We start from the raw sequence: 24225 nt of genomic DNA, 5'->3' as shown, positions 1-24225 counted from the left end.
TTGCATCAAAATTATTAATTCAAATGATAACAAAAGAGCTACTGTCACCAAAAAGTATTGTTGTGGTTGGAGGGTCGGACGACACAAAAAAAACGGGGGGGAGCGCCCTGAGAAACCTTATTAATACCGGCTACAGCGGAAAACTAATGGTAGTAAATCCTAAGGCTAGTACTGTTCAGGGAGTTACCAGCTTTAAGACTCTAGAGGAGTTACCTCAAGTTGATTTGGCAATTCTGGCAATTCCAGCACAAGCTTGTCCTCAAACAGTTGATTATCTATGTTCAAATAAAGGATGTAAAGCTGTAATAATTTATTCAGCAGGATTTCATGAAGATAGTGAAGAGGGGGCGATACTGGAGAGAAAAATTGTTGAGTCGGTAAAGCAAGCTGGTGCATCTTTAATTGGGCCTAACTGTATTGGAGTACTGACACCTGATTATGCAGGCCTTTTTACTCAACCTATACCAGAACTAAGTAAAGATGGTGTTGATATTATATCCGGTTCGGGCGCAACAGTTGTCTTTATTCTTGAGGCAGCAATGCAGATGGGTTTAAAATTCTCATCTGTGTTTTCTGTAGGTAATAGTGCTCAAATTGGAGTCGAGGACTTACTAAAGCACCTTGATGAAACATATATCCATGGAATTAGCGCTCCAGTAAAATTATTGTATATAGAGAATATATCAAAACCTGATCTACTCCTTAAACACTCAAAATCTCTAATTTCAAAAGGAGCCAGAATTGCAGCTGTTAAATCTGGATCAAGTGAAGCCGGGAGCAGAGCTGCATCTTCTCATACCGGTGCTATGGCAAGTCCTGATGTAGCTGTCTCAGCACTTTTCAACAAAGCTGGAATTATTAGATGTAACAGCAGAAGCGAACTTGTTACCGTTGGATCGATTTTAATGTATCCCAGACCAAAAGGGAAAAGAGTAGCAATTATTACTCATGCCGGTGGGCCTGCAGTTATGTTAACAGATATTTTATCATCGAATGGCCTTGAAATTCCATCCTTTTCAGGAGCTAAGGCCGAATTACTATTAAGCCAACTCTACCCAGGCTCATCTGTTGCAAACCCTATTGATTTTCTTGCAACCGGGACAGCTGATCAGCTTTCTGCAATAATAGACAGTTGTCAAACAGATTTTGATGTTGATTCAATGGCTGTAATTTTTGGTTCACCCGGACTCACATCAGTATACGATGTATACAATATCCTGCTGGAAAAAATTAAGACTTCAGCGAAGCCAATCTATCCTATATTACCATCAATAGTAAATGTTAAAGAGGAGATTGCCCAATTTCAGGAAAAAGGAGGAATTAGTTTTTCTGATGAAGTTACATTTGGGTCTGCTTTAGCAAAAGTTCTAGCTGTAGACTTACCAGAGTCAGAAATTGAGTTACCTCCGGTAGATCACAAGCTTATTCGTAAGATAATAAATAACTCTTCTAATGGATATCTTTCCCCGTATGATGTCCAGAAATTACTTGATGCTGCAGGTATTGAGAGGGCGAAAGAGGCTGTCGCCGATAATCAGAACAATTTGAGAAAGTATGCTAGAGAAATTGGTTATCCTTTGGTTATGAAAGTAATAGGCCCTGTTCACAAATCAGATGTAGGAGGAGTCGCACTTAATATTACTGATGATGAAACTCTTGTGTCTGAATTTAACAGAATGATGAAAATTCCCGATACCACCTCTGTTCTGCTTCAGCCTATGCTTACAGGAACTCAGCTGTTTGCAGGTGCAAAAAGAGAAGATGATTATGGTCACATCATTATGTGCGGATTAGGAGGAATATTTGTTGAAGCATTGGGTGATATTACTTCCAGACTTGCTCCTGTTTCAAACAGAGAGGCAAACGATATGATTACCTCTCTGAAAGGGTATAAAATTATTAAAGGGACAAGAGGGCAAGATGGTGTAAATGAAACTATCTACAGAGATGCAATTAGAAGGTTATCTGCTCTTTGTGTTGCTGCACCGGAGATATTTGAAATGGACATTAATCCTCTGCTTGGCAATTCAAGGCAGGTAATAGCGGTTGATGCAAGAATCAGAATAGAGAAATAGATGAAAAATATAATTAAGAAATCTTATAAATGGTTTAGTAGCTTAAGTCAGACACAACAAGGCTATTTTCTGCTAATTATTATTTTAATTATCGGTATTATCATAAGATGGAATTACATTATCGATAACATTATAAAAGGATTTCGCTACTTTTCAAACTAAATTTATAATATTCATTACTTTTTTCTTTCAATTTAAAATATTTTCATCTAAATTTGTAGAAATTCAAAAAACTAAAAAAATCAAGATATGGCATTAAGAGGAGCTATTGTAGTAGATACTGAGAAATGCAAAGGCTGTAGCGTTTGTGTTGTCAATTGTCCTACTAATACTATTGCCTTAGCAAAAGAGGTAAACAGCAAAGGCTATAACTACGCTTATATGGCGTCTCCGGAAAGTTGCACCGGATGTACAAATTGTGCAACAGTTTGTCCTGACACCTGTATAACTGTTTACAGGATTAAAGTCTGAGAATATAATATAAAGAGAAATAATATGGCAGAACAAATTTTGATGAAAGGGAACGAAGCCATTGCTCATGCCGCAATAAGGTGTGGTTGTGATGGATATTTTGGGTACCCTATTACTCCACAATCTGAGGTTATGGAGACACTAATGGATGAACAGCCTTGGGAATCAACAGGAATGGTTGTCCTTCAAGCAGAAAGCGAGACTTCTTCAATAAATATGTTGTATGGCGGTGCTTCTTGCGGGAAAAAAGTTATGACATCATCCAGCAGTCCAGGATTAAGTTTAATGTGTGAAGGCTTAAGCTATTTAGCAGGTGCAGAGCTACCATGTCTCGTCGTTAATGTCGTAAGAGGAGGTCCTGGACTTGGTACAATTCAGCCTGGTCAGGGAGATTACTTCCAGGCTTGTAAAGGCGGTGGTCACGGGGACTATAAAATGGTTGTACTGGCACCATCTTCAGCTCAGGAGATGTATGATTTCGTAGATCTGGGTTTTGAACTTGCTTTCAAATATCGTAATCCTGCAATGATACTTGCAGATGGTGTTGTAGGCCAAATGATGGAGAAAGTTGAACTGAGACCTATGAAACCAAGGTGGACGAATGAAGAGATTATTAAAAATATGCCTTGGGCAACAACGGGAAAGACTCCAGACAGGAAGCAGAATGTAATTACTTCACTAGCACTTGATGCAGCTGTTCATGAAAGACTCAACCATACTCTTATTGAAAAGTATAAAAGGATGGAAGATGAAGATGTAAGATTTGAAACTATTCAATGTGAAGATGCAGAACATGTAATTGTAGCATACGGTTGTATGGCTAGAATCTGTGAAAGCACAATTGAAATGGCAAGAAAAGAGGGCATTAAATTAGGCCTCCTCAGACCTATAACTCTATTCCCATTCCCTACAAAAGAGATTGACAGAATGGTGCCAAATCTTAAATCAATGATGTCTGTTGAACTAAGCACCGGACAGATGCTGGAAGATGTGAAACTTGCTGTAAACGGCAGAATACCTGTTAACTTCTTTGGAAGGCTTGGAGGAATTGTTCCATCTCCTGAAGAGGTATACGAGGCATTCAAGAAGTCTATTAACAAATAACCTTAGCAATTATGGATGTAAAAGATATAATCAAACCAGAAAACAGGGTCTATTCAAAATCCCCTGTTCTCACAAGTACTACAATGCACTACTGCCCTGGTTGTTCTCATGGTACTGTTCACAAACTGATTGCTGAGGTAATCGAAGAGATGGGCATTCAAGAACAAACTATTGGAATCTCACCTGTTGGATGTGCAGTATTTGCATACAACTATATTGATATTGACTGGCAACAGGCAGCTCATGGAAGGGCTCCGGCTCTTGCAACAGCGACAAAAAGGCTTCATCCTGAAAAATATGTTTTCACATACCAGGGAGACGGAGACTTGGCATCTATTGGGACAGCAGAGATTATGCACGCATGTAACAGAGGTGAAAATATAGTTGTAATTTTTATCAATAATGCTATATATGGGATGACTGGTGGGCAAATGGCTCCAACCACCCTTATCGGCATGAAAACTGCAACAAGTCCTTATGGAAGAGATCCGAAACTTCACGGACAGCCATTGAAAATAACTAATCTCATAGCTCAGTTAGAGGGCACATGCTTTGTAACCAGACAATCTGTTCACAATGCAGCCTCTGCAAGAAAAACTAAAAGAGCTATCAGAAAGGCATTTGAAAACTCTGCACTAGGAAAGGGTACCTCCTTTGTCGAAGTTGTTAGTACATGTAATTCAGGATGGAAACTCTCCCCTGTTAAAGCTAACGAATGGATGGTAGAAAACATGTTTCCGGAATACCCAATTGGAGATCTAAAGGACAGATAAAATTGATTATAATATGAAAGAAGAGATAATAATTGCAGGCTTTGGAGGACAGGGTGTACTGTCAATGGGTAAAATACTAGCATATTCCGGTATTATGCAAGGACAGGAGGTGACCTGGATGCCTTCATACGGACCTGAAATGAGAGGAGGAACAGCTAATGTTACAGTAATATTAAGCGACAGGAAGATCAGCTCTCCAATTTTAAGCAAGTTTGATGTAGCGATTATTCTTAATCAGCAGTCTCTTGACAAGTTTGAAGCTGGCGTAAAACCTGGCGGATTACTTATATACGATCCAAATGGAATCACAAGACTGCCTGAAAGAAAAGATATTACAGTTTGCTCAATAGCTGCAGTAGATATTGCAGCTGATTTAGGAAATTCTAAGGCATACAATATGGTTGTACTAGGTGCATATTTGAAATTAAGGCCAATTGTTACATTAGAGAATGTTATAAAGGGGTTAAAAAAATCTATTCCTGAGAGACACCACTCACTTATACCTATGAATGAAAAGGCAATTGATGCAGGCATGAATAAAATTGTGATGCACAATACTATTTAATTTAACAGGATAAATTGTACAATTGAACTCGACAGTATATTCTGGCGAGTTCTTTTTTTTTGCAAGAGATTTTAATAAATTACTATCTTTGCAATAGTGCATTCAATATGAGTAGAGACTATCAATCAGCGTTAAATAATCTAAAGAGGAAAATTGAGATAATAATCTCAAAATATGAGCAAGCCTCTTCTGATAACTCTCGTCTTGTCGATGAGCTTACTGAAACAAAGAATGCATTGGAAAATAGTAATAACAAAGTTAAAGAACTAGAACAAAGAATAAGTAATTTACAACTTGCTGAAGCTTTTAAAACATCTTCGACGGATGTTAAAGAGGCAAAACAGAAGATTGGCAAAATAGTCAAGGAGATAGATAAGTGTATAGCACTTTTGAACGACTAAAACAATGAGCGACCAGCAGTCAATACAAATAAGTATAGCAGACAGATACTATCCTCTGAAAGTATCCCTTCAGGATGAAGAGAAGATTAGGGCTGCCGTGAAAATTATTAATGAGAAAGTAGATCTTTACAGAAGAAGATTTACAAACAGAGACATCCAGGATGCCCTCTCTATAACGCTTTTACAGTTTGTTATTAGATTGATTGAGGCCGAGCAGAGAGAAGAGTCGTCAAGAATTGTTGAAGAGATACAGAACATCAGTAATCTTCTAGATGAGTATATAAGTGTCAATCTTTCGTGAGACAGCACAACATTATGCCGTTGGTTTAGCTCTTTGCCAAAATCAACATTAAAACAATACCGAGCCTACTCGGCTGTCAAAAACAGGCCTGGGTTACCCTAAGGGGGATTCTGTTTACAGGACGTTGGAAGTTTGCGACAATATGCCGGAGCTCAAATCTTAATTTATTAAGGTTTTGTCTAAACAGCAACCAACGGCTTTTTACTGACACTCAACAACATATATACAAATGGACATAATTCTATCAATTATTCTACCTGCAATTGTTGCCTTTGGTTTAGCATATTATGTAGGAAACAATATCGTACTTAAAAGAAAAAGAGAAGAAATTCTAAAATGTGCCGAACAGGACGGCGAAAATATCAAAAAGGAGAAGATTTTTCAGGCAAAAGAGAAATTTCTCCAACTCAAAACGGAGCACGAACAACAAATACTGGAGAAAAGTAATGTAATTATTCAACAGGAACATAGAATTAAGCAAAAAGAGATCTCCCTTAATCAGCAGAATCAAGATTTACTAAAAAAACACAAAGAATTAGACAACCATAAAGAACAATTAAAACTTCAACAAGAAATTCTTGAGAAAAAAGTTGAAGATTATGAAAAGCTAAGACAAGAGGCTATCCAGAAAATTGAAAATATTGCTGGTCTTTCTGCATCAGATGCCAAAAATCAACTGATCGATACCATGAAATCAGAGGCAAAATCTGAGGCAATGTCTTACATAAGTGAAGTAATGGATGAAGCAAGGCTTACAGCAAGTAAAGAGGCTAAAAGAATCGTAATTAATACTATTCAGAGGATAGCACCTGAAACAGCTATTGAGAATGCAGTAACTGTATTTAATATTGAAAGCGATGAAATTAAAGGGAGGATAATTGGTAGAGAGGGACGAAACATCAGAGCACTGGAAGCAGCGACCGGTGTCGAAATAGTTGTAGATGATACTCCTGAAGCAATTTTATTGTCCGCTTTTGATCCTGTAAGAAGAGAGGTTGCGAGATTAGCTTTACACCAACTAGTCACAGATGGCAGAATACACCCAGCAAGGATTGAAGAGGTTGTAACTAAGGTCCAGAAACAACTTGACGATGAGATTATGGAGACCGGAAAGCGTACCTGCATAGATCTTGGAATTCATGGACTTCACCCTGAACTTATCAGACTTATTGGTAGAATGAAATACAGATCTTCCTATGGTCAAAATCTTCTTCAGCACTCTAGAGAAGTTGCAAATATTTGCGCCACTATGGCCTCCGAACTGGGATTGAATACTAAAGTAGCTAAAAGAGCCGGCCTTCTTCACGATATTGGAAAAGTTTCAGACGAAGATCCAGAACTTCCACACGCAGTTCTCGGGATGAAGCTTGCTGAGAAATACAAGGAGAAACCTGAAGTGTGTAATGCTATAGGATCTCATCACGAAGAGGTTGAAATGAATTCATTAATAGCTCCTCTGGTTTTGGTCAGCGATGCTATTTCTGGTGCTCGCCCTGGAGCAAGAAGAGAGGTTATTGAGTCCTACATAAAAAGACTAAAAGAGATGGAAGATCTTGCCCTCTCTTACCCAGGAGTTACCAAAACTTACGCTATACAGGCTGGCCGGGAATTAAGAGTAATCGTTGGCAGCGAGCAAGTTAGCGATCAGGACTCAGAGAGACTATCACTTGACATTGCAAAGAAGATACAAGAGGAGCTTGTTTATCCTGGTCAGGTAAAAATTACTGTAATCAGAGAAACCAGATCTGTAAGTTTTGCAAAATAATCAGAATAGTAACTTTAAATCACTATTAAGATGATTTAATGATTCTTTCTCTGGGACAAACTTCCAGTGATTAAGTGGGACTGCTTTAACAAAGCCGTCCCTTTTTATTTGTTCATAAAGAATTTCTCTGATATCACCTAGCTTTTTAATAACTCTTTTTTCAACAACATCTTTAGATAAATTGGACCCTTTAAGTAAGAGATCTCCTCCTCCGTTTGCCCTGTATGAGGAGAGTGCAACTAAATATTGTTTTTCCAGTACAAAGTCTTCTCCGTTTGCCAATGATTTTATTGATATACGATCTCCATCACCCTTATCCGTACTTACCTCATATATAATTCCTGCAGCTGAATCAAAATTGAAGTATGGATTTTGAAATTTGCCTCTATCTCCTTTACCTGTTGTGTTAAGTTTTAACAGATGTCCGGACTCAGATGGGATCTTATTAATCCATTTTGAATAAGAATACTCAAGATAATTCTTAATTTCAATCCCCGTCATAGCTATCACATAAAGCTGGTTTTCAAAGGGATATATATTAAACATGTCTTGAAAATTGAGCTCTTTTGGTTCAATTGTTACATTCAAAGTTAAAGGTGCAGCAAAAGAGATATCGGCACCAGAATTTGCAAGCTGGATATTATGAATCATATCAATATATCCAGATGGGCCCTTAAAAGCATCTTTTGAATCTATTCTGTTTAACAGACTCCCAATTTTTCTGTTTGTAAAAGAACTGACTGAGTCATAATAACTCTTGAAATAACTAAGAAAGTTTTTATCTGGCTTTAAATCTTGAAGAGAAATTGAATTACCTTGAATATATTTTTCTGAAATTTCGCCACTGTTAACTACTATACGGACATCTGCTTCTGACAGGAAAGCCGCTCTTCCTCCTCCAGCCATAATCAAGACAGAATCTTTACCATTAAACACTTTTTCTGATGTTGTTTTATGGTCATGAGCAGCAAATACTATATCAATTCCTTTTGTATTAGCAGCAACATATCTTGCTGGATTTTCAACTTCATATTTACTCTCTTCTCCAAGTCCGGCATGAATAGCTGCAATAACTAAGTGTGGTTTCTCGTCTTTAATAACTTTATCAACCCAATTTTGCAAAGAGGGCAAAATCTCTTCAAACTCCATCCCAGACCATAAATCTTCTGACAACCATTTCTTAATGTTTGGATTAGTCATGCCAATAACAGCAATTCTTAATCCGTTCTTTTCTACAATTTTATAGGGATTGAAATAGGGTAATCCCTTTTTAAGATTAATAATATTAGCTGCAATATAAGGTACTCCATCATTTTTATATAGCCTGTCGTAAACAGGATGACCTGCTTCAATATCATGGTTACCAACAACAACTGCATCATAGTCAAGCCATGATACTATCTCTGAGAAAATGTGTTTAGAAGTTGTATCCACAAAATTATAATAGAAAACCGAATTATCTCCTTGCAGATGATCCCCATTATCAATAAGCAGTACTCTCTCTTTTCCTATTTCCTCCCTCTTGTTATTGATAACCGTTGAAGCAGCAGATAATGAGTATCTTATTGGAAGCGAGTCAACATAATCATAAGGGAAAAATTTACCATGTATATCATTTGTTGAAAATATAGTTATTTCGTAAGTTCCGTCAGCTAACTTATCTGAATCACAAGAGTGAATGAAAAATGATATAATAATTATAAATAGAAATCTATACCTCATTTTGTCAATATTAAATGATTTTAAAATTATCAGAATCTCTCCAAAACTGGAATTTTGACCTGTATGATAATAGTTCATCTATATTAAGACTATAAATAGAATAGTAGTCTTTATTATTCTCTTGAATTGATTCTAAACTACTCCCATCAGGTTTTATTATTAAGGACTCTCCATTATAATCTGAATATGGATCTGAACCAGATCGGTTTAGGAAAGCATAAAATGATTGATTTTCTATTGCCCTTGATCTTACTAATGGGTTAATCACATTTGCCCTTTTTGAAGGCCAGCTTGCAATATTAATAATAAGATCATACTCAAGATTAACATTCCTGCTCCACACGGGGAATCTTAGATCATAGCAGATCTGCAATAGTATTTTCCATCCATGATAGTTTACGATAACCCTTCTTGAACCCGGTGTAAAGATTTTATCTTCACCACCATACGAGAAGAGATGCCTTTTATCATAAACTTCACATGTTCCATCTGGTCTTACAAAGTATCCTCTGTTAGAGAAATTCAATCCATCTTTAACTGGTACAGATGCGTATATAGCTGATCCGTAAAACAAAGAGGAATATTTCAACCATTTGAGAGAATTACCATCAATTGACTCTGCGTTCTTATTATCAACACTAAAGCCGTAAGTGAAAAATTCCGGCAAGAGCAAAAGCTCTACGCCGGAATTATTATTAAAGACAGATTTAAGTACAGTTTCTGATAGGATTAAATTTTTATCAAATTGCTCCCAATGAATAGGTATGTTACAAAGCGCAATTTTCATTATAAAAAATTCTGCGCACAAATATACTAAAACCTTGAATTAATTCATAAACTCTACAATTATTGAGCTTTGAGGCTCTACAGTAAGTATATTACCTGATATTACTTGATTCTTTGAAAATAATTCAGTTCCAACTTCACCAGTATTTACTGATTCTGAGATTTTATTCCAGTCAACCTCAATCGGTTTGGTATTGTTATTAATCACAACCATTACCTTTTCATCGTCAAGGATTCTAAAATAGATGTAAAAATTATCGTACGGCCAGTAGTGTTTCATGCTACCTGAAGCAATTGCTCTAGAGTTTTTTCTCCAGTTAAAAAGTTCAGAAGTATAGTTGAAAATCTCCTTTTGATTCTCTGTAAACCTCTCTTTTTTAATCATGCCCATTCTCTCTTCACCATGTCCCAATTTACCGTCTTCTGTTTTCATCATAATCTCAGTACCGTAATAGAGTTGTGGAATACCTCTTAATGTAGCAAGCATTGTCAACATCATTTTAAACTTCTTTTTATCTCCTTTAACTACTTCAGAAAATCGGTTTGTGTCATGATTATCGGAAAAAATCATAAGTTCAAAAGGATTGGAGTAAATAAAATCAAGAGAGATTGATTTGTATATCTGGAACATTCCTTCACCCCAACCAGGTTGACCATCATTCTTTAATGCTCTTCCAAATGCTTCTTGAAGGGAGAAGTCCATTACATTTGTAAGATAACTTGAATATCCATCTCTATTATTAGCATCTCCCTCCCAATATGCAATTTCCTGTGGTGTTGAGAACCAGCACTCTCCTACAATATTCATTGTTGGATATTCATTCATTATTGCTTTTGTCCATTGAGAAATTGCATTTTTGTCACTATATGGATATGTGTCTACTCTAATACCGGAAAGACCTGCCCATTCTGTCCACCAAATTGCATTTTGAATAAAATATGTAAGTAAATATGGATTGTTTAAGTTCATATCTGGCATTGCTCTGTCAAACCAACCCATTGTACATCTATTGTTATCAACAATTGAAGCATGAATATCAGCATGTGTGGACATAGCATAATTCGACTGTGTGTAGGCAGGGAATTGATGTATCCAATCATTAAAGGGTAGATTTTTAATCCACCAGTGTTCAAGGCCCGAGTGGTTTGGCACCATATCCATAATTACCCCTATTCCTTTATCTGCAGCCTTACTGACATATTCTCGAAAAAGATTGTTGTCTCCAAATCTGGGATCTATTCTGTAATAATCAGAACATGCATATCCGTGATAAGATGCATTTGACTCATTATCAAAAAGCAATGGAGTAGACCAAATGGCAGTAACTCCTAATTCACTGAGATAATCAAGGGATTCAATCATACCATTTAAGTCGCCTCCGTGTCTGCCATATGCATGGAGATAATTAGCCTTCTCTTTTGCCTCTGGATGATTATCGTTTGATATATCGGAATTAATAAATCTATCTGGCATCAAAAGATATATCAGATCCTCTGGCCCAAACCCCTTCCCTGTATACTTTCCTGACTGACCTTTTTTGGAGAATTCATAATTAATTGTTTTTGACATATCTCCCCTAAATAAAGTAAGCTCGAATGTACCAGGTTTTAATTTGGATGAAATTGCTATGTTTACAAAAATATAATCTGGAGAATCTGCATTTTCTACTGACAATATCTTAATACCTTTTTCTTTTGTTTTAACTTTTGTGTCTTTTAAATCTTTGCCATAAATCAATAGCTGCAGATTGGGATTGTTCATACCAATCCACCAGCTTGGTGGCTCTACCCTAGAAATCTCTATACCATATAGATTTACTGATATAAAGAGTAATAAAAAAATAGATATAGTGAATTTCAATTCTTTAATCATCTTATTAAAATCTTAAAACTATTTGGATTCATTTGAATATTGTCAGAAAAATTAATCTTTTCACCTGAAAAAAACTCTGTTAGTTGAAAATCCATTTTTGAATTCAAAAATTTTGTATCAACAGATTCTTGAGAAAAATTAAAAATTGAAATAACAATATTATCACCAGCTTCTCTAATGAAAGCAAAAATTTTGTCTGGTGCAGAAGTCTTAATTTCAGATAAACCATTAAATTTTATCGCACTTAAAGCCGGATTCTCTTTCCTCAAATCAATTAATTTTTTATAAAAAACTGTATAATCACTGCTATCTTTCCAGTCAATTATATCTTTCTCAAAAAACTCTAATCTACGGTTGAATCCAACCTCCTGCCCATTATAAATTAGAGGCATACCTGGCATCACAAATGTTAATGCAGCCATTTGACGGGTATAATCCTTTAATCGCTCAAACTCTGTACCATTCCAAGAGTTTTCATCATGATTAGATGTAAAATTCATAGGTATTGTATTATTGGGAAACTTATGAATATCTCTGGAAAAATATGCTCTTAATGTATCTGTATTATATTTTCCTGATGCAATTCCATTCATTATATGATGGAATCTCCATCCATAATACATATTAAATGCATTAATTTGAAGTGATGGATCTTCAGCTTCTGCTAACATGAAGAGAGCTGGATTAATTGTATATAGCTCTTTTACCGCACTTTCCCAAAAGTCAACAGGTACCTCGGATGCAACATCACATCGAAAACCATCAATATCTGCATTTTCAATCCAGAATTTCATAGCATCAATCATTGCAACTCTCATCTCCTGATTATTGAAATCAAGTTTAGCAACATCTGTCCAGTCAAATGGGGCAACAGGTTTATTTGTAACGCTGTCAATAATATACCATTCGGGATTATTATTTATCCATTCAGCATCTCTTGATGTATGATTTGCAACCCAATCAATTATAACTTTCATTCCAAATTCATGCGCTTTATCAACGACTCTCTTAAAATCTTCAATATTACCAAACTCAGGATTGACTGCTTTATAATTCTTAATAGAATAGTAGCTTCCCAAAGCACCTTTTCTCTCAACCTCCCCGATTGGATGTATTGGCATAAACCATAGAATTCTTACACCCATCTCGTTAAGCCTTGGAAGATGATTATAAAAAGCATTAAAAGTACCCTCCTCTGTAAACTGTCTTATGTTAACCTCATAAATAACTGCATCAGCCACCCACTCAGGATTTTCTACATTTGAAATTAATTTTAATTCTGTTTTATCTGTGCAAGAAACAAACAGAGTTAATCCAAATGTTAACAGACTTATAATAAGCTTATTCATATAAATATTATTATTTAATTATTAATCAAAACAAAATTTCTTGGCTCTATTTCCACTGTTATAGTATAGTCATCTAAAGATAGAATTCTACCTGATTGTAACTGGAATTTTTTCCCCTCAAAATCAAAGGGTATTTTTATCTCTACCTCTTTTATATCATTTGATTTATTAATAGCAATCAAAACAATTTTACCCATATATACTCTCAAATATGCAAGAATATCCTCTTCTGCTTTTAAAGGAATGAAATCTCCATATATTAGTGGTATAGAAGATCTTCTGAACTTTGACAAGCTAACAAAATTATTTAACAATTTAGCTTCATGTTCATTATAGTTATCAAAACGCATCCATCTTCTGTTGTCTGGATCATTTGCTCCAGGGTCACCAAACTCATCTCCGTAATAAACAGTAGGAATACCAGGTATAGTGAATATGAATGCATGAAGAATTGAGAGATAATCATACGATTCATTCTTTCCGACTCCAATTTCGCGATTCCATCCGGCTTTTTTCCAATCTTCATCTGGCAGAAGTGCTCCTCCTGCGAGAGATATGAATCTTGGCCTATCATGATTACCAGTTATATAACCCATAAGATTATGATATCCATAAGTATTTAGGCTCTCAATCAGAGTTGTCATTACATTAACAAATGAGCCATCATTATTAATAACGCTCCAAATAAATGAGTCATATACATTAAAATCAAATTGTCCATCCAGCATTCCATTTCTAACATATGAATTAATAAGTGATGGAGAGCCATATGTTTCACCTATCTGATAAATATTTTTATCTGGTAGTGAATTTGCTATTTTTTGTGTAAGTTTTCTCCAAAATACTTCAGGTATATGCTTAGTTGCGTCATGTCTAAATCCATCAAAGTCATAATTAACCATCCAAAACAGAGCTGAATCAGTCAAAGGTTCATTTACATACTCTTTCTCTAGATCAAGAGAAGGAATATGTTTATCAAACCAAGTTGTTAGTCTGAATTCATCCCAAAGCTCAAAATTTGGTCTACCGTCAGGTGTTATGGGAGAGGTTGTCCAATCTTTGTTTTCTTTCAAAACAGGACTATCAATATGTAAATGATTGGCAACATAATCCAGTATTACATTTATGTCTCTGGCGTGCGCCTCTGAGAGCAACTCTTTTAAAACTTTTTCATCTCCAAATCTCCTGTCGATTTTTGTCAGATATATTGGCCAATATCCATGATAACCACTGAATTGAGTTGAAGGGTCAGAATATTGACCCCATGCATCATATGGATTTTGAGTTATAGGTGAGAGCCAGATTGTATTAATACCAAGATTGTTAAAGAAGCCTGATTTAATTTTTTCCAGAACTCCTTTCAAATCACCTCCAAAATAATCAACTTTTGGAAGAACATTTGGTGAATTAAGCTTCTTACTATTACTTGGGTCTCCATCAAAAAAACGATCAATCAAGAGAGAGTACATTACCTGAGCATGCTTATCTTCTCTTCTTATTTTAAAAGATGACTCAATTACCTCTCCAAAGTTTAGAGGAATTAATACATCATTGGCAATTTGTTCAGATCCCGAAGAAAATATTCTTATGAAAGACCTTTCAAAATTTTTTGATGAAGAGGGTATTTCAATATTTAAAGAGGTCTTTTTGTTTTCATTTTTAACCTCTATATAAAAGGGATCTATAACTCTATTTTGCCATAGTACAATAAATTCAGCGTTATTGCCAAAAATCTCTGCAGTTACTTTGCTTTTGTTAAACTCTTTTGTAACAGTATATACTTGATTCCCGGAGTTATTATGTTGACAATAATCTAATACTACAATAACACCCTCTCCCTTATTAGTACTTAAATTGATTAAATTCAATTTCTTCGTCTTTTTTGTTCTGACTATTTGAATAGTGTCCATTGTCTTATCACCAATAATCTCTAATGATGATGATGTTACAGAATCTAAATTGTCACAAAGCGGGAAATAATCTTTAATAATAATTGTAGTAGTATCTTGTGATAGTCTCACTGTTGTAGCAATATCATAATTATCAAATTTGCTGATCTCTATTTTATTGCTACACGAATATAAAATAAAAGATATTATTATAATGCGTAAATATTTCATAATTCAAATATTATAGTTGAATATGGAGGCATTGTAACAGAGTGACTTTGAGTATTAATTTTTGAATAGGTAACACTGCCCATATCTGCAACTGCCCTGACAATTGGATCAGAGATTGCTATAGTAGAAGTATTTGAGGAGACATTGTGTATTATCATTAATTTTTCTCCTGAATACTCTCTGAAAAATACCATAAAATTCTTATCATATGAATCTAAGTTAGATGGATATCTCATCTCTCCATAAGCTAATGATTGATAAGTGTTTCTTAACTTAAGAAATTTTTCATATACCCTGAAAATTGAATTTTTATCATTTCTCTGCAATTCAAGAGGTCTTACTGAGCTTTCAGTTGAAAAGAGAGGATTTCTCCATTTTGTTCTATAGTTATCAGACTGAATTGATGACCACAGGAAAGGCTCTCTGACATTTTCATCTCCACCATTTTTCATACCGAGCATTCCTATCTCTTCTCCATAGTAAATATATGGAGAGCCTGATATTGTAAGTAAAATGGCAGCCGCTATTTTTGCTTTGGATATGTCTCCTCCAAGCCTTGATAATGTTCTGTCTTCATCATGATTGGATAGTTTAGTTACATTTATTGCATCATTTCTGTATGACCTGAAACTGGCTTCCATCTCAACAATATCCTTAGGATACCATTTTGCATGAGAATTTTCAATTGCATAAATTAACTTATACCAAGCATCAAAGTTGAATAATGCAGGAAGTCCTGTGTAATACGGAGAGACTTCTCTGTAGTCTCCAGACAAATTCTCTCCGACTACGTATATATCATTTCTTTCTTTTTTAATAGAATCAAAGAATTTCTTTAAGAAAAGAGGATTCTCTTCTGATATTTCATTCTGATAAATGTGTTTAACAGCATCAAGTCTAAACCCGGATACTCCCTTAGCAATCCAAAATTTTGAAATCTCTACCATCTCTTTAAATGGTGCTGAAACCTCACAAGTATCAATAGATCCAAAATTCAAATCTGGCATCCAATCTGAAAACATGCCCAAATAGTTATAACCGCTTGTGCCTTGTGAAATATTATGCCATTGCGATGATATATAGGACTGGGTCATCGGAATTTTTCCGGAAGAGATATTACTGCTTACCAAATCAGATGGAGAGATCAAATAATAATCCCTGTATCTGCTTTCCTGAGAACTAATTGCATCAATAAACCATGGATGAGTTTTTGAGGTGTGATTTAGAACCAGATCCAGGATAATTTTAATATTTAAAGATTTAGCTTTTTTAACTAACTCTTCAAAGTCATTCATTGTACCATATTCCGGTTTAACAGATAAATAATCTTCTACATCATAACCGTGGTACGAGGGAGAGGGATGTATAGGTGTTAACCAAATACCCGATATTCCAATTTGATTAAGGTAATCCAGTTTTGCTGTTATACCATTAAGATCTCCTATCCCATCACCATTACTATCCGCAAATGATCTGACAAATATTTCATAGAAAACCCCTCCTCTTTTAATACCATCCCACTCTTTTGCATTGTATTGAGATATATCATCTCTTTCTATGCCCGGAGGATTAGGATCTGTTCCATGAATAGAATTATTATCTTTATTACAAGAAATTATTACAAAAAGAAGAACTAGTATTATTATCCTTTTCATAAATCAATATATAAGTGATTAAAAAATGGGGAGTAATCAAATATGACCCCTCCCCATATTTCATTTAATTTCAAATTATTCTACTGAAATCAATTCGTATGTAGGTACCACTTTATTCAAGTTAAAAGAGATCTTGTACTTACCGGCTGAAACCTGAATATTTGCACCACCAGGCTTTAGCTGATCCGGATTTTTCCCTTCAGAAGGATCAAATTTACCCCAGTTAAGTCCCCAGTCATTATCAGCTCTGAACTTAATTTCGCCATCTTTAAGAGTAACTGTTGTTTCAAACTTATTTGTATTTTCGTTAAACAGAAGTTCAGTATCCGGGCTGTTCCAATCGTTTGGAGTAGCTGATCCAATTAATCCTATTCTGGAAATTGTTTTGACTCTTTCTAATGTTCTGTTGTTTTTATCTCTGTTATCAAGTTTCAGATACATTATTTTACCATCAAATAAACTAATGTTAGAGCCCGGCTCAACCTTAATCTTATTATTTACGACATTAGCATCATTTGATCCGATATCATCTCCGTTCCACCCACCTGTATAGGTAATTTTAAACCCATTTTGAGCTTTTCCGTTAAAAGCAATCCATCCCTCAAAATACTGGCCATCCTCGTTAATATCATAAAGAAATTGGGATTTAGAATGGTTCCATCCACAATAATCTCCAATAATCCATACTTTAGGATAGACCTTTTCTGCTGGTTTAAATGTTGTTAAACTAAATTTTACAACATTAGAAATTATTGGATCTAATTGATCTGCAATTTGAGATTTAACTCTCATCTCAATATTTGCCTTGTTTCCAAGAATAACACCTAATTTTTCAGCAGCAGTTTGTAGCTCCTGCTGCTTAACAACTAGCTTATTAGTTGTTACAGAGCCGATAACCCTTAATTTCGAGAAATTTGTGCCTTCAAGAGCAATTTCAACAACATAATTCACAGCTGCATCAAAGCCAAAATTGCTTTTTGTCCATGTGAAAGGAGGAAGATCATTTCCTTTTGTTTCATCAGTTAAAATAATTGCTGATGGTGCAACTAAAGTTCCGGCCTGAGCATCAGATGGATTAAAAACAACATTTGTGCTTTCATCCTTGGTACAAGAGACAATTGCAAGTACCAACACCAGAAGAGATAATGTATATTTTATAATTTTCATAACCATTATTATTAATTGTAACCTTGATTTTGTTCAAGATTAGGATTTGCCATTAAATCCGCCACAGGAATCGGGAACAAATTATATTTTGTATCAATTGATACTCCTGATGGTTGACCGCCTTTCATTGGCCAATTATAAGCAGACCCTGTATACATATTAAATCTGATAAGATCTGATCTGCGGGTACCCTCCCAATATAACTCTCTTGATCTTTCATCAATAATAAAATTCAAAGTTAACGAAGCTACATCCCCTGAGTTATTTCCAAACGCTCTTCTTCTAAGCTGATTTATATATCCAATAGCTTCAGTTGTTGATGATCCGGAACCACCTCTGACAACTGCCTCAGCTAGCATAAGGTAAACATCTGCCAATCTGAAATATGGAAAATCTGTGTCAGGAAAATCATTATGAGAACCCTTCCCTCCGGTTGAGGTCTTATTTGTAAACTTAAATACAGACCAACCTTGTGTTGTAAAAGTGTTAAGCGGATTAGTAATCTCCTTACTCCTACCTTTCTTAAAGAAGATTGCTCTCTTATCTGCACTCACCGGATAATCTCCTGATACATCTGTATATGTAAATTTATCAATAAGTTTTTCTGTTGCCCTGTTACCATCCCAAGCCTGTTGAGTACCATTATCTACTATGTCTTTCTCACTTCCGGATCTTGAAGAGGCAACCAGGTATGTCATACCACCATATGTCTGAATTTTATTACCATCAAAAATAATTGGAAATATTATCTCATTTTTTGCTCCAGATGAATGATTGTCAGCCATAAAAAGATGAGAGTACTGATTAGAGAGGGTATATCCTGCAGTAATTACTTTTTTAGCATAAGTAATTACCTCAGTCCACTTTGCAGTCTTAGTATAAACTTCTGCATTTAAATACAATCTTGCCAGAAGAGTCCATACAGCTCCCTGATCTGCCCTTCCATACTCATTTGTTCTTGGGGCTGCAATTTTCGACTCAATATCAAGCAATTCTGACTCTATATACTTAAACATCTCTACTCTTCCAATCTGCTCAGGCAGATAGCCGCCTATAGGATGCTCCTCGGTAATAAAAGGAGGGTTTCCGTAAGTATCAATGAGAATAGAATAAGCCAATGCTCTCATGAATCTTGCTTCAAGTCTGTATTTATCTACTTCAGCTTTAATTGAAGTATGACCTCTTTGAACAAGTTTTTCTTCTGTTGTCTGTTTAAGATACTCGTTTGCAAGAGCTACAATAAACATTGACCTGTAATATACACCATCAATAGATTCATTTTTGATATCACTCCAAGTGTTATTATTAAGCTCAGGCACCCAAGAGTCATTTCCCCAGCCGTTTTTGCATTCGTCAGTTGTTACAACTTGTAGATTCCAAAGACTCCTTAGAAACTGAGAGTTACCAGCGTCCAACCCTGTTATATCAGTACTACCGGCTCCATCCTGGCCAGATACGGCCATAACAGAGTATATTTTCGCAAGGCCTTGCAGATAGGCTGCCTGGTCTGCATATGCTTTGTCAACCGTAAAGGTTTTTTCATCCAAAGGCCTTGTATCAAGATCTTTAAGACATGATGTAGCCAGGATTGAAAGTGACAAAACTGCTATTATTATATTCAATTTTTTCATTTTAAATCTTGCTTTAGAAAGTTAAATTCATTCCTAATGTATAGATACGAGGTCTTGGCCATATATTATTATCAATTCCCCAACCTTCAGGATCTAAACCTGTATAATTTGTAATTACAAAAACATTCTGTACAGAGAATGCAAATCTGCCTGCGATTGAAGACTTGAATATTTTGTTGAAATTGTATCCAAGAGTTATGTTATCCATTTTAATAAAGGAGGCATCTTCAATAAAGTAGTCAGATTTTATCTGCTGCGGAGAATTACTTCTTGTAAACCCTGTTCTGTTTACAACATCAACCATATTTGTCAGGAACCCCTGATTTGAGAAGTTGTACGTTGTAGAGTTACCAGCTGCAAAATCGTTAAACATATAGTTGCCAAGATTCGCTCTGAGGTTGAAACCCAGGTCAAAGTTACGAATCGTAAACATATTACTAAATCCAAAATAGTATTTTGGTGCTGGACTATAATCTGTCAAGTACCTGTCCGCTTCAGTAATTTGTCCATCTTTATTAAGGTCCACAACAAGATTCTGAATTGGATTACCATTTACATCATATACTTGTTTATAAGTATAGAAGGTATTTGGAGCGCGTCCTACACTATGCATCTGAATTGTACCTCCAGTTCCTGAAGAGACCCCACCAGTAGGAATTCCAACATAGTCCGGATTATTATTTGCAGTCAGCTTTGTAATCTTAGTTTCATTCCAGGTTCCGTTAAATCCAATTTCCCATACAAAGTCTGGATTATCAACAGGTATAGCGTTAATATTTAACTCAACACCTTTATTTTCAAGATTTCCTACATTAGTAACTATTCTGTTTGCAAAATTGGTTCCGGCAGCTACATCTATTTCATTTAAAAGATCGTCTGTTTTCTTCATATATGCATCAACAGAGGCCGTTATTCTATTTTTAAGAAAACCAAAATCTAGCCCAATATTGTATGATGCAGTCTCTTCCCATTTAATATTCTCATCGTAACCTGTTGGTTTAAGAAGAGAATAAAAATTTGTTCCAAACATATAATTTGAATAGACTGTTGATTGATTGTAGAGAGCTATGTATGGGTAGTCATTAAGCCCCAAATCCTGTTGACCAGTTACTCCGTAGCTTATTCTAAGTTTCATATCGCTAATTGTCTTAGAGTTTGCCAGAAATGACTCCTTATTAATTTGCCATGCAAATGCTGCTGATGGAAAGAGACCCCATCTTGTTGACGGAGAAAATCTTGAAGAAGCATCGTCTCTTAGAGTTAATGTAAGAAGATATCTATCTTTAAAAGTATAGTTTAGCCTTCCGTAAAATGATACTAAATAACTCTCAGTAGGATATGTAGTCTCTTTTTTTACAACAGGATTGGTATCGTGATTTGATATCTCTTTACTATAATCTTTTGAATAGAAGTGTTGCCATGAATAACCACCCATCACATCAATTTTTGAATCTATAGATTCTATCTCTTTTGAATAGTTCAAATAGAAATCAAGAACAGTATTTTGTCTTTTGTTATTCCACTCGGTTTTTCTGCCGATTCCTTTAAAATCAGCATCTTTCCAGGCCTGGAAAGAGTTTTGTCTGACTCCGTTTGTCCCTTTCCCTTCTCCATAGTCAAAACCAAGATTTATATGAGCTCTTAAATCTGGCAGAAAATGCATTTTGTAATCAAGTTCAAGGTTACCAATTAATCTGTTTGATCTTCCTGAGTCGTATTTATCATAAAGCAAAGAGAGCGGATTAGTTCCACTAAGTGTGTTTGGCAACTGAGCAGTTCCCCAGTTACGGAAACCATTAAAAATGTTATAATCTATGGATTTATCATTTTTATAGTTATATACAGCCTGTGTAGGATCATAGAAAGCAGCTGCCCCTACAGCACCACCGTCAGCATAAACATTATTATTTAAGACTGCCTTTACATTCGCTGTAACCTTAAGGTGATCATCAAATAATGAAGGTGTTAAATTTACACCAGCAGTTAATCTTTCGTACGAAGATGTCTTTAAAGTACCCTTCTGGTTGTTATACCCAAGAGAAACTCTGTAAGGGATTGATGCCAGAGTTCCCGATAATGATAAAGACTGATCTGTTGATAATCCAAGTTGATATATCTCCTTTTGCCAATCTGTATCATAAGTCCCCATTAAACTTCGTGCAGTTGCTCCTGCTGTTGTGTTTAATGGAAAAGCCTGAAGTAATTTTGAAGAGAAATCGGTTGCATTAAGAGAGTTAATCGTTCTAATGTTTTGGTTTACAGAATATGTGGAATTATAATTAACCTGGAATCGCTTTGTTCCTTTTTTTGTAGTAATAATAATAACTCCATTAGAAGCTCTCGCGCCATATATAGCAGTGGCAGATGCATCTTTTAATACTGTAAATGTCTCAATATCCGACGGATTGATAGAAGCAAGTCCATTTTTCATACCAGGTGATGCATCGTTAGAAGTAGGCACACCATCAATTACAATCAAAGGGTCATTACTCGCTCTGAGAGATGCTCCTCCCCTAATTCTAATCTGTGCGCCTGATCCAGGGCTACCATCTCCCGGCGTAATCTGAAGACCTGCTACTTTTCCTATTAACAACTCCTGAGGTGCAGTTACAGCACCTCTGTTCAGTGTTTCAGGCTTAATAGCTACTATTGATCCTGTAGCATCCTCCTTCCTAACTTGTCCATAGCCAATAACTACAATTTCAGAAAGGAATCTGGCATCTTCTTCCATCTGAATAATTGCAGACTGATTAGCCTGTACTTCCCTTGTTATAAAACCCATATAGGTAAATACCAATATTGAATTTTGTGAACTCACATTGATTGAAAACTTACCATCCAGATTAGTTTCAGTTCCGTTAAGTGTCCCTTTTTCTATTACAGCAACACCTATCAATGGAGCGTTTTTTGAGTCAACAACGGTTCCCGATACCGAGAATCTTTGCTGAGCGATAATATCCGACTCTGTCATAATAAACAGAATGGATATTAACAATAGTAATCGCTTCATAAATTTTAGTTTAAGAAATTAATAATTGGTTATTTTTTAAATATTTTTATTTGTACTAAGTCGTCTTTATCATCAACGAACACAACAGATATTGCCGCAATAAGAAGGGCAACACCTGCAAATACTATCGCGTAAATTGCCTGAGAATCATAGAGCCTTTTAACAATTGGGCCCCCAATGACACCATTTAATATTTGAGGAAGTGTTATAAAAAAGTTAAATATTCCCATATATATGCCCATTTTTTTTGCAGGTAACGAACCTGCCAGAATTGCATACGGCATCGCTAAAATACTACCCCAAGCTATTCCGATACCTACCATCGGAATAATTAACATCGTAGGATTACTAATAAAATAGAATGATATCAGACTTATCCCCCCAAATAACAGAGAGAGAGAGTGAGTAAGTCTTCTTCCTATTTTCTTTGCAATTGCAGGCAGGAATAGAGCATATATTGCAGCAACCAAATTATATATTCCAAAAATAATTCCTACCCAATTAGCTGCATCCTGATAAGTTAGAGATGATGTATCGTTTATATCTGTCCCATAAATATGAACTGCTACTGCAGGAGTTGAAAACACCCACATAGAAAACAGGGCAAACCAAGAGAAGAACTGCACAAGACCAAGCTGTTTCATGGTCTTAGGCATTGCAATAAAATCACTAAAAATTTCCACTAACCCATTTCTCTTAATCTTCTCCTCTTTAAATGCCCCATCTTCCGGCGGGTACTCCTTTGTTTTAACAATAGTCCATACTATTGATGTTATAAGCACAGCAGCACCTATGTAAAAAGAGAGGACCACATTGTCCGGGACACTTCCTTCTAAAGCCGATTTTTCTACACCAAACCACTCGGCTAGTATATATGGCAACCATGATCCTATAACAGCACCTGTACCTATTAAAAATGTTTGAATTGAAAAACCTAAAGTCCTCTGATCAGAAGGAAGAAGATCTGCAACAAGAGCTCTGAATGGCTCCATTGCTACATTAATTGAGGCATCCATAATCATCAGCATCCCTGCACCCACCATCATTGGTGGCAGAATGTGTGCAAGCATCTCTGAATTTGGCATAAAGATCAAAGCCAGGGAGGCGAAAATTGCACCAAATAGAAAGAATGGTCTTCTTCTTCCCAGTTTGGTCCAGGTTTTATCGCTGTAGTATCCTATTATTGGCTGAACAATCATTCCTGTAAGCGGAGCTGCAATCCAAAACCAAGATAAATGCTCAACATCAGCACCAAAAGTTTGTAATATTCTGCTTGCATTTGCGTTCTGAAGTGCAAATCCAAACTGAATACCAAGAAATCCGAAGGTCATATTCCAGATATCCCAGAAGGACATTCTTTTTTGCTTCATATTATTAATTATTTCTATAAAAATAGATTAATCAATAATAATAAAAGCCTTTTTGCCGACGAACTGCTGAATTTACAGGACGAATAG

Annotated in this window: 18 protein-coding genes; 8 read left to right on the top strand and 10 right to left on the bottom strand. The window is 35.6% G+C overall.

Annotation, left to right across the window (positions count from 1 at the left end; genetic code table 11):
• Window positions 1-23: 23 nt before the first annotated feature.
• From U5907_01245 to rny, 8 genes are all read left to right on the top strand, one after another.
• Window positions 24-2075, top strand: a complete 2052-nt coding sequence (locus U5907_01245; protein ID WRQ33283.1) for an acetate--CoA ligase family protein — start codon at window positions 24-26, stop codon at window positions 2073-2075.
• Between the two features lie 249 nt (window positions 2076-2324).
• Window positions 2325-2546: a 4Fe-4S dicluster domain-containing protein gene (locus U5907_01240; GenBank protein WRQ33282.1), complete on the top strand. Its 222-nt coding sequence runs from the start codon at window positions 2325-2327 to the stop codon at window positions 2544-2546.
• A gap of 24 nt (window positions 2547-2570) precedes the next feature.
• On the top strand, window positions 2571-3650 hold the full coding sequence (locus U5907_01235) for a 3-methyl-2-oxobutanoate dehydrogenase subunit VorB (GenBank protein ID WRQ33281.1): 1080 nt from the start codon (window positions 2571-2573) through the stop codon (window positions 3648-3650).
• Between the two features lie 11 nt (window positions 3651-3661).
• The gene (locus U5907_01230; GenBank protein WRQ33280.1) at window positions 3662-4423 is read left to right on the top strand and encodes a thiamine pyrophosphate-dependent enzyme; all 762 of its coding nucleotides are present in this window, start codon (window positions 3662-3664) and stop codon (window positions 4421-4423) included.
• Between the two features lie 13 nt (window positions 4424-4436).
• Window positions 4437-4988, top strand: coding sequence for a 2-oxoacid:acceptor oxidoreductase family protein (locus U5907_01225; protein WRQ33279.1), 552 nt, complete (start codon window positions 4437-4439; stop codon window positions 4986-4988).
• Window positions 4989-5095: 107 nt separating this feature from the next.
• Window positions 5096-5389, top strand: a complete 294-nt coding sequence (locus U5907_01220) for a hypothetical protein (protein ID WRQ33278.1) — start codon at window positions 5096-5098, stop codon at window positions 5387-5389.
• Between the two features lie 4 nt (window positions 5390-5393).
• Entirely contained in the window at window positions 5394-5690 is a 297-nt protein-coding gene (locus U5907_01215; GenBank protein WRQ33277.1) for a cell division protein ZapA, read from the top strand.
• A gap of 229 nt (window positions 5691-5919) precedes the next feature.
• Window positions 5920-7455 carry a ribonuclease Y gene (gene rny, locus U5907_01210; protein ID WRQ33276.1) on the top strand — a complete coding sequence of 512 codons (1536 nt, stop codon included), beginning with the start codon at window positions 5920-5922 and terminating at the stop codon, window positions 7453-7455.
• Here the strand turns inward: rny and U5907_01205 are convergent, their stop codons facing one another.
• The 10 genes from U5907_01205 to U5907_01160 form a co-directional block, all read right to left on the bottom strand.
• The gene (locus tag U5907_01205) at window positions 7456-9255 is read right to left on the bottom strand and encodes a bifunctional UDP-sugar hydrolase/5'-nucleotidase (GenBank protein ID WRQ33275.1); all 1800 of its coding nucleotides are present in this window, start codon (window positions 9253-9255) and stop codon (window positions 7456-7458) included.
• Window positions 9188-9964, bottom strand: a complete 777-nt coding sequence (locus U5907_01200) for a nitrilase-related carbon-nitrogen hydrolase (protein WRQ33274.1) — start codon at window positions 9962-9964, stop codon at window positions 9188-9190. The genes U5907_01205 and U5907_01200 overlap by 68 nt, the downstream gene beginning before the upstream one ends.
• Window positions 9965-10003: 39 nt before the next feature.
• Window positions 10004-11836 (bottom strand): alpha-amylase family glycosyl hydrolase, encoded by a 1833-nt coding sequence (locus U5907_01195; GenBank protein WRQ33273.1) that lies wholly within the window; start codon window positions 11834-11836, stop codon window positions 10004-10006.
• Window positions 11833-13185 (bottom strand): alpha-amylase family glycosyl hydrolase, encoded by a 1353-nt coding sequence (locus U5907_01190; protein WRQ33272.1) that lies wholly within the window; start codon window positions 13183-13185, stop codon window positions 11833-11835. Before U5907_01190 ends, U5907_01195 begins: the two co-directional genes overlap by 4 nt.
• A 14-nt stretch (window positions 13186-13199) precedes the next feature.
• Entirely contained in the window at window positions 13200-15305 is a 2106-nt protein-coding gene (locus tag U5907_01185) for an alpha-amylase family glycosyl hydrolase (GenBank protein WRQ33271.1), read from the bottom strand.
• On the bottom strand, window positions 15302-16960 hold the full coding sequence (locus tag U5907_01180; protein ID WRQ33270.1) for an alpha-amylase family glycosyl hydrolase: 1659 nt from the start codon (window positions 16958-16960) through the stop codon (window positions 15302-15304). The genes U5907_01185 and U5907_01180 overlap by 4 nt, the downstream gene beginning before the upstream one ends.
• A gap of 75 nt (window positions 16961-17035) precedes the next feature.
• A complete protein-coding gene (locus U5907_01175) occupies window positions 17036-18127 on the bottom strand; it encodes a SusE domain-containing protein (protein WRQ33269.1) in 1092 nt (363 codons plus the stop codon).
• A gap of 11 nt (window positions 18128-18138) precedes the next feature.
• On the bottom strand, window positions 18139-19758 hold the full coding sequence (locus U5907_01170; protein WRQ33268.1) for a RagB/SusD family nutrient uptake outer membrane protein: 1620 nt from the start codon (window positions 19756-19758) through the stop codon (window positions 18139-18141).
• Window positions 19759-19771: 13 nt separating this feature from the next.
• Complete coding sequence (locus U5907_01165) at window positions 19772-22768, bottom strand: TonB-dependent receptor (GenBank protein ID WRQ33267.1); 2997 nt, start codon at window positions 22766-22768, stop codon at window positions 19772-19774.
• A 29-nt stretch (window positions 22769-22797) separates the two neighbouring features.
• Window positions 22798-24138, bottom strand: a complete 1341-nt coding sequence (locus tag U5907_01160; protein ID WRQ33266.1) for an MFS transporter — start codon at window positions 24136-24138, stop codon at window positions 22798-22800.
• Window positions 24139-24225 lie beyond the last annotated feature (87 nt).

The organism is Bacteroidales bacterium MB20-C3-3, from assembly GCA_035609245.1.
GTDB lineage: Bacteria > Bacteroidota > Bacteroidia > Bacteroidales > UBA932 > Bact-08.
Note: the sequence above shows the minus strand (reverse complement) of the source record. Positions and strands in the feature narration are given on the sequence as shown.